This is a genomic window from Dictyobacter vulcani (assembly GCF_008974265.1).
GTDB lineage: Bacteria > Chloroflexota > Ktedonobacteria > Ktedonobacterales > Ktedonobacteraceae > Dictyobacter > Dictyobacter vulcani.
On record NZ_BKZW01000001.1, the window covers coordinates 3,411,333 to 3,424,031 of the forward strand.

Here is a 12,699-nt window from a genome sequence, read left to right on the forward strand (position 1 = left end):
TTGCTATGCTAGATGCAAAAAACTAGCGTTTCCAGGATGTGGCCTCAATGGCTGACATAGTACCCTTGAACTCCATTGCCAGCTTTAAGGCAGCGGCGTGGGCCGCGTTCTCAGTACTATCATCCAATGGTAACAATTTTACTTTACCATAGCGGTGCTCAAGTGAACGCTGGATCAGTAAGTCTGTCAACCAGGGATTCTTTGGCAGCACGGGTCCATGGGTATAGGTGCCAAAGGCATTCTTGTAGCGTGCGCCTTCGACGCCATCTTTGCCATTGTTACCCCAGCCAGCCAGAACTTTTCCCAGAGGCTGTGCTTTGGGGCCCAGGTAGGTACGTCCACTATGGTTTTCATAGCCCACCAGAATCTTGGTCCCGGTCTCCTCAAATTTGCACTCGAGGGCCATATGGGTCATGAAACGTGTAGATCCACCTTCAGTATACATGTCGAAGAGTCCGACGCCCTTCAGTTCAGGACCATTGAATGGCTTGTAATAGTGACCAAGCAACTGGTAACCGGCACACACGCTTAGAAAGACCGTGTTCGATTCAGCGGCCTCGCGTAATGACGAAGCTTTATGCTGAATATCCCTGGAAGCGATCTCCATCTCGCGATCCGCGCCACCATGGAACAGGATCAAATCGTACTTGGTGAAATCAGGTGTCTGCTTGACAAAGATTGGCTCCACCTCGGTAGCGATACCGCGCCATTTACAGCGGCGCTCAATCGAAAAAAGATTACCACGGTCAGCGGCCACGCTCATCAGGGTAGGATAAAGATGCCCGATTTTAATAACCATCCCTGTATCTGTTTTATTCTCGCTCATGTGCTTCTTATTCCTCCCAGAAGTGCTTGACCCAGCCGCGCTTCTGCATAATTCGACGTAACTCCTGGGTTGGAGTATAACCACTCATGATATACAGCGTACCGCCAGGCTCAACCTGTTTGAGCGCGGCATCCAGGGCCGCTTCACGATCTTCGATCAGTGAGATCTTGTCCGTAGAAACTTCGGCATACTTCAGGCGCATTGCCAGTTCTTCGGTCTTGTTGCCGCTACAGACTGCATCCAGAATATCGGACACGAGATCTTCAAATTCTACATCCCAGAGCCAGGCGAAGTCCTGTCCGTCTACTACGGTATGGCTCATGGCTAGCAAGAGATGCTTTTTGCCTGGATGCTGGGCGATCAGGCGCAACATCAGGTTGAATGAGGTAGGATTTTTTACAAATGACAGATAGATGGTCTTGTCGCCAGCCTGAATTTTTTCCATACGGCCGAAGGCGGTGCGGATATTGCTCAGGGCGGTCTGGACGCTATCCAATGGGAAACCAGCAGCCATGGCGGCACCGATCGCGGCGACGGCATTATAGATGTTGTGGATGCCGGGTAGTGGGATCTCCAGGTTCATCTCCCCTTCAGGGGTGCGCAGTGTGATCTTGCTGGGTCCCTCACCGTTCTCAGCCAGGGTAGCTCCGGTAACGGCCAGATCCAGGTCAGGAAGGGTGTAGCCGCACTCAGGACAGCGATACAGGCCCAGGTGTGAGAGATACGCTACTTCATAGGTGAAGTCGCTGTTACAGTGGATACAACGGATAATGTCGGCCGACTGCTCGGGGACAGGCGTTCCGATGTCTTTGGTCTCAAGTCCAAAGAAGATGCGTTTGGCTTTGGCGTTGCGACCAAAGTTGGCGACCTGTGGATCATTGCCGTTGAGCAGGATTGTCGCGGTCTCTGGTAGGCTCTCAAGCATCTCATCCAGGGCCCGGGCTACTGCATACAATTCACCGTAGCGATCCAACTGGTCACGGAAAATATTCGTGATTACAACGACATCAGGTTGGATCTCTGGAACAGCCAATGGAATCGTGGCTTCGTCGATCTCAAAGAGTAAGACATCGCTCTCCATGCGTCCAAAGAAGTCCGAGAAGTTCACCGCTACCGAGGTGATACCCTGAAGCAGGTTCGAGCCTGTGCGGTTCTGCGAAACGCTGCGTCCGGCCGCATCGGCAATGGCGGCGGTCATACGTGCTGTAGTGGTTTTACCATTACTACCGGTGATCACAATTTTCTTGGCTTTGCTGCCACCGACCACTGATTTCAGCACATTGGGATCAATGCGGCGTGCAATCATACCAGGTAAACTGGTGCCGCCACCAATATGAAATAAACGCCCGGAGGCACCAGCCAGTTTGCCGGCGGATATCGCGAATGCTAGACGTGCTTTGCGTAATCCAGATGGCGTTGTGCTGTCATTGTTTGAATTATCTGTTTGCATAGAAACCCATACCCTGACTAAAAATGCTGTAAGGCGTACCGATGGGAGTTGTCCCGCTGGATCACGCCGCGTCAAAATGAAAGTGAGCGCAATGTCCATGCCATTGTGTGAGTGAAACCAGCCGCGCTTGAGCGGCGTTCACAATTGCTTTGCAAGAGCCTGTGATAGGCTTTTATTGCTAATAGGCATGGAAGTAGTGATGTCCTTTGTGAGGTCCATGCTTTCTACCAGTACGCCGTTTGAAGTATAACAAACATGAGTATAGCGAGCAAGTGAATTAGGCACATGGTCAGGGCAGGCCTGTCAACCACGGTGAGTACCTCGCCCGTGGTTACTTTTATGCATTCCATTGAAGGGCCGATCATTTAAAAAACGCCGCACAGTTCCTAGACCGATTTACACTGTTTGGATTGTAGATTGCACTGAATAGTTGCATGTTCAAAGCGCTGACTAACCTGTGTGGTATTGGTGGTCGTGACATTACTAATTGGATAGCCAAACTTATCAAGGCCATGATTTTTGTCAAAGTAGGCCATGATGGGGCCGGAGATAATATATTGGGTAAAGACATAGTAGCGTCCATCTTTGCCCATTGAGATGGTGCGTGTGCGCTGGTCGCTGTGAAAGTAGGTCCACACGGCCGCGAAGGGAATAGGATGGACATTGGCATTGATCTCACGTGGTGAAATCCAGGTGAAGTCGCTAAAGCCCCAGTTCATCAGGCTCCGCATATCGGTCCACCAGTCCACTGTATGCATCACTACACCGATCAGATGACGATTATTGCGGGTACAGGAGATGACCTGTAAGAAATTAGAGGCGGCATCCCAGCCTGTTTTGCCACCATCGACACCAGGATACCAGAATAGAAACTGGTTACCATTCTCAAGAAAGTGTTCCGCGTGCTGTTTCGTGGCACTAAGATGAAGCTCTTTAGTGGAACTGATCTGGTGAATCTGTGGATCGCTAAACACCTTTGCCCCTAACACAGCTAGATCGTGGGCACTGGAATAGTGTCCATCTTCTTGCAAGCCATGGGGATTACGGAAGTGTGTGTCCTTCATACCCAGTTGCTGGGCACGCTGATTCATCTGATTGACAAAGGCAGGCACGCTCCCAGCATCCGCATCAGCAATCACGATGGCCGCATCATTTCCCGAGACCAGCAGCAAGCCATACATCAACTCACGAATACTATAGGTCTCACCCGGTTTGACACCCATCACCGAGCTATCGGCCGACAACTCATTGAGGTCCCGACTGATCGCTGAATTGATCGTAACCTGCCGATCCAGATTGCCCTTTTCAATGGTGAGCAGAGCGGTCATCATCTTGGTTGTACTCATCATGGGTATTCGTGCTGTGGGATTAAAGGCGTACAGGGTTTTACCCGTACCCGCATCCAGCAAATATGCTGAATAGGCCAGCACTGGTGGAGCCGGATGACCGTTATTGGGAGGCTCAACCTGCCCTGGATTTACCGGATGGGTGGGTTCAGGCGCCGGACCAATGACTGGATTAGGGAAGCTCGCGACGTTGGTCTTTGGTGTATGTGACAGCATATTGAAGAGCATGGGAATGATCAGGAAAACAATGAAGACCCCACAAATCGTAATCAACACAGGACGATTTTGAAAGATATACTTGAATTTACCAAACAGCATCTGCTGTGCATGGCGCTCACGGCGCTCGATCCGTTGATGGGATTGTTGAATAGTAGGTATATTCGGAGCAACAACGGGTCTACGCGGGCGGGGCTTGTGCCGGGTCTGGGTGGATTGAACGCGTGTAGGAGGCTCTTCAACCTCCTCCTGAACATAGACTCTTGGCCGTCGTTGGGTTGTCTGATCGCGACGCGGTGGCCTTTTCGTGGGAGCAGGACGTTGTAGCGTTGTTTCTTCGTCTGAACCTTCCTGCTGAGCTTTGCGTAACTGGGCGCGGCGACGGCGCAGTTGCTCCTCATCGACGTCGATACCCGATTGAGGGCGCTCTAAACGTGCTCTTTGCGTTGACTGAGGTGATTGGCGTCTGGTCGAAGGTGCAGCAGAATTCTGATAGCGAGACGCGCGCCGTATTTTGGGCACCTCAGGATGAGTGGCGAGATGATACTCTTCATCATCATCCAGCACGCGGCGGCGTCCTGGCTCAGGCCGCTTTGGCGTTCGAGTTGTCTCCTCCTCAAACTGCTTATCTTCATGTGATGGCGTTCTTCGCATCCGCCAATCCTCTCCATTCTAAACTTTTTTCATTAGCTTAATAGATAATATATGAATGTATTGCTTTATTGTCTCTTCTGATTACAAATTACTTTTATCTATCTTACTCAGCCGCTCTTGCTATTGTCAACTTTCAGGGCTGAGCCGGTCATTATGTAATAAACCTGATATTTTCCAGCTTTAGGGGCGGTGATACATACACTTTATTTTACGATAATCGCAGCGAGCAAACACTGCTTCGTGCTTTCATACTTTACTCTCTCTACGCATTATACATGGCTGGAATCACTTATATCATTCAATGTATGTACGTTAAATGTAAGTACTCAGTTTCGGGAAGCGTTGCCTTGTAGCGGCAGCGCCTGTCGCTGCGACCAGTTGGCGTCCGAGTAAGCATCACCTTGTTGCGGTTGCTTATGAGTACGCGGAGAGGCCGCAGCGACAGGCGCTGCCGCTACTTGACGGGGGGGCGGGCGCATGCTACCCTTGGATTTTCTGGTGGTATCATGCCTCTATCTGAGAAAGGGAATAAGTGTTATGAATCTCGCCGAGGTGAAACGTCTCATCGAGGAAGGGAAGATTGAATATATTAAGGTGGGTGTCCCTGATATTGATGGCGTTTTTCGCGGAAAACGTGTCGTGGCCCAGTTCTTCCTGGATTCTTTAGAGAGTGGTCTGGCGCAGTCGGATGTGCTGTTTGGCTGGGATATCGCTGAGAATGTGTTGCCAAACCTGAAGGTCAGCAATATTAATCGTGGTTTTGGCGATTTTGTGATGAAGCCAGATCTGACCACTTTTGCGTCGGTACCCTGGGAAGATGCCGTTGCATCCTGTGTCTGTGAACTCTGGAGCGAGCATGGGGATCCGATTACGGTTTCGCCGCGCTATGTCTTGCAGTCATTAATCAAACGTGCTCAGGATCTAGGTTTTGTGCCGATGGCCGCCTCGGAACTGGAGATGCGCTTTTTCCGCGAGGATCAGGTTTCTTTACGGGAAAAAGATTTTGGTCCTCAATTGACACCTTTAAATCCAGGGACGAATTGTTATGTGATCAGTCATGCCACGGCCGATGATTATTTGATTGGGCAGATTGTGCGCCAGATGCGTGCCTATGGTATCGAGATCGAGGGCTATAATCGCGAGCATGGTCCTGGTATGTATGAGATCAATATGCATTATAGCGATGTCCTGACTGCTGCTGATCGCACACTGCTCTTTAAGAATGGTGTCAAAGAGGTCTGCCATCAGCATGGCTTTACGCCGACCTTTATGGCCAAGTGGAGCGACCAGGAAGACGGGAGTAGCGGACATACCCATATGAGCTTATGGGATGTTCAGCGTGAGCGCAACGTATTCTGGGATGGTGACGCCGAGGGCCATATGTCTGAGACGATGCAGCATTTCCTGGCCGGTGTGCTGCAAAAGATGCCAGAATTTATGGCTTTATATGCACCTACCATCAATTCATATAAACGTTATATTGAAGGTACCTGGACCCCCCTGAACACTGCCTGGGGCATGGATAATCGAACCTGTGCTGTGCGTGTGATCAATAGTGGCAAGCGTGCGATTCGGCTGGAGAATCGAGTGCCGGGAGCCGATGCCAACTTCTATCTGGTCTTCGCGGCCATGCTGGCCAGTGGACTCTATGGGATCGAGCGCAAACTGGAATTGCCAGCACGTCTGGACGGTAACGCCTATAGTCCTGAACGTATCCAGCAGGCTATTGCCAGTGGAAAAATGCATCCGCTGGCGCGCAACCTGACAACCGCTACTGATTTATTTGAGCGCAGCGAGGTTGCACGCGAATATCTGGGAGCAGATTTTGTCGAGCACTACGCGATTACCCGGCGCTGGGAAGTACAGGAATATGAGAAAGCGGTCACCAACTGGGAGCGGCGCCGCTATCTCGAACTGATCTAACTCATCTAATTTTCAGGCTCTTCAATCCAGCCATGATCCTGGCGGAAGTTTAGTCCTTGTTCGGTTGCCTCTTTAGCCGTTAGATATGGCAGCAGGTGGCCGTTCAAGGGCTGACGATCCTTATAGTGCTGCAGGTTTTCCTGGGCGCGCTGGCTCATCAATTGGATGGCCTGGCGAGGATCGCTGAGGGCCGCTTCTATGTGCTGGAATGCCTGTTCGGCCTGTGCTCGTTTATCGTCCGGGAACTGTTCTTGCCGATAATAGCGGGCGGCCGCATAGAGTTCATCGTGTTTGAGCAAGCCCAGATGCTCGGCCTGGAGTAGCAGGCGTAAGCCATAGGCCAGCGATCTATCCAGCGTGGCGACATTGATCTCGGTATCATCGCGCATCCCACGATTATTCAGGTTGGCCGAGCCCACGGTCGACCAGAGATCATCCACGATGGCGGCTTTTGAGTGCACATAGATGGGCCGATAATGGATCAAGCCATCGCTCATTTTATACTGTGAGGTCGCCAGGCAAAATGCATTCAACCTGCCTTCTGTGACCGCCTCTGGTACTTCTGTGCGCAGTATCGTCAGAGCCGCATCGGTGAATGCGCGTCCCACATTGGGATGATCAGGAAGCAGGATACTCATGCTAGCTCCACGCCGTAACGCTGCAACGATCTGTCTCAGGTGTCCTTTCATCTCGGGACTATCCTGTCCCATCAGTGAAATATCGACGCCATAATATGCGCGTAGCCAGAGATACTGATTCTCTATATATAGAAAGTGCTGGACATTGCTCAAGGCATGATCATACAACTGGGTGATGCCCTGGATGGCCTCTTTATTGAAGTGATACGTGTGTTTCGGAACGGTGCGTGCGATCTGCATAATACTCTGGCTTTCAACAGGGGCAGGCGTGGGATGTTCGGGAATAAGCAATTGATTATCCAGGTGTTGGTGCTCAATGACATCATTCCAACGCTGGCGGAAATTTAGCTCAACATCTCCCGCTGCCGGACCCTCGATCTTCGCATGGGTATCATGCCAGCCGTGGGGTGTTTTGCCTGAATCTGTGCGGCGTAATGGGGTATCAAAGATATGCGCGTTAGTATCCCAGCGATCAAAATCCTCTTCTTTCTCGATCAATGGATCCACGCCGCCCACAAATGCTATGCTGTGATCCACCACCGTCACCTTTTGGTGCAGCGATTCAATTTGATGATGTAGAATTCCTTCGGCGCTGGTATCCAGCAAGCAGGTAATACCTTTTTCGATCAGTTTATCGGAGGCTGCCTGTGGATCATATACGGCAAAGGTCTTGTTGGCTTTCCACAGCAGCACCTTGACTTCAATCCCTTTACTTAAAGCATGGGCAAGGACATTCCTGACGGTAAGGTGATTGGACTGCCAGAAATCAATATCTGCCTGCTGCAAGCCTTGAGAGCGCAAATAATCGCAATAGGCTGCCTGAGTGTCAGCATTCGACTGTTCAACCAGTAACGCCTCACCACGAGCCAGTAGGAGATCCGGCTCCATGCCCCAGTTTGCCAGATAAATTGATTGGGTGGCACGCATAAAGCATAGACACATCTCCAGCAGAACAGCCTCACCATCCACAAAATACGTGACCCGTGAATCGTTATGTACTGGTGTATCGCCCTCGGCCCACCAGACCTCATTGGTTGCGCGATCCATAGTTAGTACTCCTTCTCTTCCCGGTAAAAATCGAGCAATAAAAAATAATACTCATGTATAAATACTCTTAATGACTGTATGCCGTAGACAAAGCCTGAAACAGAAACATGTCCTATGGGTGACGAGTGCGCTCGGATGTGCCCATCCCTGAACATGTTCCTCACCCGTGTAAACGCGCATAGAACATATGTGTATATCTATGTATATGTAGTCAATATTGGTCAATTTAAAATTTTTTTTCCTGATTAGTGAGAGATTTTGCATTGAGTATGCGTATAACTTAATATCAAAACTTTTATCAGTACACCCTGTTGGCATAGCAAAATGATTATGGTTACATATGTCAAAGGTGCGACGCAGAAAGAGTTATAAAGAAGACCCTTTTTTATTTTTACCTATTCTTGTGTCCATGTGTGCTGTGTTATTGTTCAACCTCTTTGGGTTCATACAAGGAGTATAATTGTGAAAGCCGGTAAGAAACTTTCTCTTCAGTTCCTCACCAGCCTCCTGTGCTTGATGGCCGTTTTTCTGGCCTCTTGCGGAGGTGGTAATGGAAATGGATCAAAAGCCCCAGATGCCAATCAGGTGTTACGTTTCCCTGTTGTTGGTGATATCAACAGCTTTGATCCTGCAACCGTACAGGATACCGACTCGAACTTCCCCATTCAGGCCGTATTTACTGGCCTGGTGACCCTTGACAAAGATCTGAAGGTAAAGCCTCAGCTGGCAGCAGCCCTGCCAACCGTCTCATCTGACGGTATGACCTATACCTTTAAGTTGCGTGATGGTCTTAAGTTCAGCAATGGCGATCCTTTGACATCAAAAGATGTTGTCTATAGCATCAATCGTGCCGTTGCCAAAGAGACAAATTCTCCTGTCAGTTACTATTTGAGTTTGCTGAAAGACTTTGATAAAGTCAACTCAGGAAAACAGGCAACTCTGGTTGGTGATAGTTTGCAGACCCCTGATGCCAACACAGTTGTGATCAAGATCAACAAACCTGCTGCGTATTTCTTGGAGACGCTCTCCTATCCAACATCTTATGTTGTGAACCAGAAGATCGTTGACAAATACAAAGGTGGCAAGAGCCCCTGGACCGATCACCTGCAAGAGGGTGCCGGTGCAGGACCTTTCAAAGTTGACAACTACAATCACTCAACTGGCATCAAGCTGGTACGTAACGACAACTACTATGGCCCCAAGCCAAAGTTGAATACTCTCCAGGTCGTCTTCTACAAAGACCAGGATGGTATGTACAAAGCCTATCAGGCCAAACAGCTTGACTTTGCTTATGTTCCAACTTCGAGTGTTGGCGATGTCGCTGGTAAACCAGACTATAGCGCAACCAACGTATTGACGATCCGCTATTTGAGCTTGAACTACCTGGCGAAGCCTTTTGATAATATCAAAATTCGTCAGGCGTTCGCACTGGCTATCAACAAAGACACGATTGTCAAAACTGCTATCAACAATGCATTTGTTGCCAGCAATCACATCATTCCTCAAGGTATGCCTGGTTACAATGATGCTCTCACCGGTCCAGAAGGTTCTACCACTCAGGGTGATCCTGCCAAAGCAAAACAATTGCTGGCAGATGGCCTGAAGGAAGAGGGAATGACTGCATTGCCTCCTCTGACCCTGACCTACTATCCACGTGAGCAGAGCTACAAAGACGCAATGTCAGAGGTCGTTTCCATGTGGCAGAGCAACCTGAGCGTGAAGGTTAATGTGAATACCGTTGCCCGTCCTCGTTTGCTGGACCTGGAAAACGCTACCAAGAATAACGCTTCTCTGACAATGTGGCAGGCTGGTTGGAATGCTGACTATCCAGATCCTCAGGACTGGTTGACCACCTTCTTTGATAGAGGTTCAGACTACAACCAGTTCAACTATGGTCAGAACAACTCAACGGCTGCTGCCGAGCAGGTAAAGGTCCAGGATGAGTTGCGCAAAGCTGACGTCACTCAGGACCAGACCGCACGTATGAAAATTTATAATGACGCTGAGCAGAAGATCATCAATGACGCCGGCTGGATCCCACTGTGGCAGGAGAAAGTTCACTCCCTGACCAGCCAGAAAGTCCACAATCTGAAGCTCAATTCTCAGCAGTTAATCCCACCCGACGACTGGAGCAACATCTACATGTCGGCATAACTGAGTACTTGTACATTGGGAAGTATCATTTGCGGCGCTACTCCTGATAGCAGTGCTGCAAATGAGCTTTCCTATCAGTTATTGTAGGTATCCGCGACGTATGGCATTTCGATTAGATTTACACGTTGCGGATATTTTCCTTTTTACCCACCTACGTTTACGTTCTCCAACTGAATAAAGAGTAAGATGTATAGAGTATGTGGCATCGAAAGGAATATTCTTATGTACGTCCATTTCTGGTAAGACACAAGCACCTTTGAGAAAAGGAGGACGGAACTTGATATGCTGAAGTTTCTGATAAAAAGATTTATAGGTCTTCTGTTTGTGATTCTGTGTGTGACCTTCCTCACGTTTATTATTGGCTACTATGCCCCAAGCAATCCCATTCAAATTATGATGGGTGATCACCCCAATAAACTCCTGGAAGCACAATTAAAGCATGCCTATGGGCTGGACTTACCCCCATTGCAGCAATATCTTAATTTTCTCATCCGCCTGCTACACTTTGATCTGGGCACATCCTTTAAAACAATTGGTCGGCCCGTCAATGATATCATCGGTGAGGGCCTGCCTATTTCACTTGAACTTGGGATGTGGGCCTTGCTGATCCAGATCTGTATTGGTGTACCGGTTGGTATTATTTCTGCCATTCGCGCTAATAGCTGGACCGACACCATCAGCATGGGAGCTGCCCTGATAATTTATGCACTCCCCGCGTTTATTCTGGGTATTCTGGTACAGTTTTTAATTATCTGGCTGGACAATACCTTTGGTTGGAGCTGGCCAAACACCCAGTGGGGAACACCCTGGCAGTATACATGGACCGATATTCAGTATAAATTGGCTCCGATCCTGGTGTATGGAGCGACTGGTATGGCCTACTTCGCGCGTCTGGCGCGTACAAGTATGTTGGAGATTCTCCGCCAGGATTACGTACGAACTGCGCGTGCTAAAGGCTTGTATGAGCGCGCCGTCATTTATCGTCATGCGTTTCGCAATGCCTTGATTCCTTTGATCACCATTATCGGTTTGTCTGTGGGCTTCCTCGTTGCGGGTGCCTTCTTTATTGAGCGCATCTTCTCCATTCCTGGCATTGCCGGAATAACTCTGGACTCGATTGACAACCTGGATTATCCGGTTGTGCAAGCGACAACTGTTGTGCTGGCGATTGGTGTGGTCTTTGGCAATCTGTTATCAGATATCTGTTACACCCTGGTCGATCCCCGCATTAAAGCTGAATAAATTGAGAAGGTGAGATTGAAATGGAACAAAATAACGGACCGAAATTTTCAAAACCGCGATTTGTTCAGCCCGGGGAATCGATGGTCCCACCTGGATCTCCGCAAGAACTGATCGTCGAAGAAGAAGCACCGGCCCTGTCTGCGGAAGTGGTAGATGGGAAGGAAGTGCGTACCCCGAATAGCCAGAAGAAATCTCAGACCCCATTGCAGGACTCGTTGCGCCGCTTGCGCAAAGATTTTCGGGCGATGTTTTGTCTGGGTGTGATTGCCTTTTATGTGCTCCTGGCGATCTTTGGACCCCCCATCTATAGAATGGCTGGCCCCGATTATAAAAGTAATATGACGAACACGGTCATCCCGGCCTCAGTCTATCGCGATTTTACCCATCAAGAGGCGGATCGCAAACACGAAGGCCCATCCGCACAATACTGGCTGGGAACTGACTCTATCGGGCGTGACCTGTTTGCGCGTCTGATGCAGGGTATGTTGATCTCGATTGCGGTGGCCGCAGTCGTTGAGTTGATTGACATTTTCCTGGGGGTTACTGTCGGCGTGCTGGCTGGGTACTATGGGGGCTGGATCGATTTTGTGCTGGCGCGTTTCACGGACGTGATTTTCGCCTTCCCGGGACTCCTCTTCATTATTTTGCTGGTTGGTATTCTGGGTTCCAAGGCTAATGATACGCTGGGGAATATCCCGGTTATTGGTGCTAATGGTAATGCCCGCTTGTTGTTTGTTTCGATTGGTCTGGCTCTGACCGTCTGGCCTTTGATGGCCCGCTATGTGCGTGGACAGACGCTCCAATTGAAAGAGCAGCAATTTGTAGAGGCTGCTCGTACCTCTGGCGCGACCGATTTTACGATTATCGTGCGCCACTTGATCCCGAATCTGTTTAGTATCGTGATCATTGCCTCTACCCTGAACATCGCCAATACCATTATCAGTGAAGCCGGTATCAGTCTGCTCGGTCTGGGTGTACAACCTCCGGGCTCCAGTATTGGTTTGATGATCTCGGATGCCACAACCTTCCTGGAAAATCATCCCTGGGAGGCCTTGATGCCTTCCTTCGTACTGGTCATCATTGTGCTGGCCTTCTCCTTCCTGGGCGACGGCTTGCGCGACGCCTTTGATCCTCGCTCCAAAGACTGAGGAAAGCGCAAACACACACAAAAGGTGGCTGGAACGTTCCAGCCACTTTTTTTTG

General features: G+C 49.6%; 8 protein-coding genes. 4 read left to right on the top strand and 4 right to left on the bottom strand.

Going from position 1 to position 12,699, the window contains the following annotated elements:
* Positions 1 to 22: 22 nt before the first annotated feature.
* The 3 genes from KDW_RS14405 to KDW_RS14415 all read right to left on the bottom strand — a co-directional run bounded on the left by KDW_RS14405 (position 23) and on the right by KDW_RS14415 (position 4,492).
* Positions 23 to 826: a type 1 glutamine amidotransferase gene (locus tag KDW_RS14405; RefSeq protein ID WP_198925265.1), complete on the bottom strand. Its 804-nt coding sequence runs from the start codon at positions 824 to 826 to the stop codon at positions 23 to 25.
* A 7-nt stretch (positions 827 to 833) separates the two neighbouring features.
* Entirely contained in the window at positions 834 to 2,276 is a 1,443-nt protein-coding gene (locus KDW_RS14410; RefSeq protein ID WP_162005232.1) for a MurT ligase domain-containing protein, read from the bottom strand.
* Between the two features lie 386 nt (positions 2,277 to 2,662).
* On the bottom strand, positions 2,663 to 4,492 hold the full coding sequence (locus KDW_RS14415) for a D-alanyl-D-alanine carboxypeptidase family protein (protein WP_151756601.1): 1,830 nt from the start codon (positions 4,490 to 4,492) through the stop codon (positions 2,663 to 2,665).
* A 537-nt stretch (positions 4,493 to 5,029) separates the two neighbouring features.
* Between KDW_RS14415 and KDW_RS14420 the strand changes: the two genes are divergently transcribed.
* Positions 5,030 to 6,415, top strand: a complete 1,386-nt coding sequence (locus KDW_RS14420) for a glutamine synthetase family protein (protein WP_162005233.1) — start codon at positions 5,030 to 5,032, stop codon at positions 6,413 to 6,415.
* Positions 6,416 to 6,420: 5 nt separating this feature from the next.
* On the opposite strand, the gene KDW_RS14425 is transcribed toward KDW_RS14420, so the two are convergent.
* A complete protein-coding gene (locus tag KDW_RS14425; RefSeq protein WP_151756603.1) occupies positions 6,421 to 8,100 on the bottom strand; it encodes a phospholipase D-like domain-containing protein in 1,680 nt (559 codons plus the stop codon).
* Between the two features lie 462 nt (positions 8,101 to 8,562).
* On the opposite strand from KDW_RS14425, the gene KDW_RS14430 reads away from it, so the two are divergent.
* From KDW_RS14430 to KDW_RS14440, 3 genes are all read left to right on the top strand, one after another.
* The gene (locus KDW_RS14430; RefSeq protein ID WP_151756604.1) at positions 8,563 to 10,254 is read left to right on the top strand and encodes a peptide ABC transporter substrate-binding protein; all 1,692 of its coding nucleotides are present in this window, start codon (positions 8,563 to 8,565) and stop codon (positions 10,252 to 10,254) included.
* Positions 10,255 to 10,536: 282 nt separating this feature from the next.
* Entirely contained in the window at positions 10,537 to 11,496 is a 960-nt protein-coding gene (locus KDW_RS14435) for an ABC transporter permease (RefSeq protein WP_151756605.1), read from the top strand.
* Between the two features lie 20 nt (positions 11,497 to 11,516).
* Positions 11,517 to 12,644 (top strand): ABC transporter permease, encoded by a 1,128-nt coding sequence (locus KDW_RS14440; protein WP_233097700.1) that lies wholly within the window; start codon positions 11,517 to 11,519, stop codon positions 12,642 to 12,644.
* Positions 12,645 to 12,699 lie beyond the last annotated feature (55 nt).

Bases quoted from the DNA above. Each gene is read 5' to 3' on its own strand.
- KDW_RS14405 (WP_198925265.1), bottom strand. From the start codon at position 826: ATGAGCGAGAATAAAACAGATACAGGGATGGTTATTAAAATCGGGCAT.
- KDW_RS14410 (WP_162005232.1), bottom strand. From the start codon at position 2,276: ATGCAAACAGATAATTCAAACAATGACAGCACAACGCCATCTGGATTA.
- KDW_RS14415 (WP_151756601.1), bottom strand. From the start codon at position 4,492: ATGCGAAGAACGCCATCACATGAAGATAAGCAGTTTGAGGAGGAGACA.
- KDW_RS14420 (WP_162005233.1), top strand. From the start codon at position 5,030: ATGAATCTCGCCGAGGTGAAACGTCTCATCGAGGAAGGGAAGATTGAA.
- KDW_RS14425 (WP_151756603.1), bottom strand. From the start codon at position 8,100: ATGGATCGCGCAACCAATGAGGTCTGGTGGGCCGAGGGCGATACACCA.
- KDW_RS14435 (WP_151756605.1), top strand. From the start codon at position 10,537: ATGCTGAAGTTTCTGATAAAAAGATTTATAGGTCTTCTGTTTGTGATT.
- KDW_RS14440 (WP_233097700.1), top strand. From the start codon at position 11,517: ATGGAACAAAATAACGGACCGAAATTTTCAAAACCGCGATTTGTTCAG.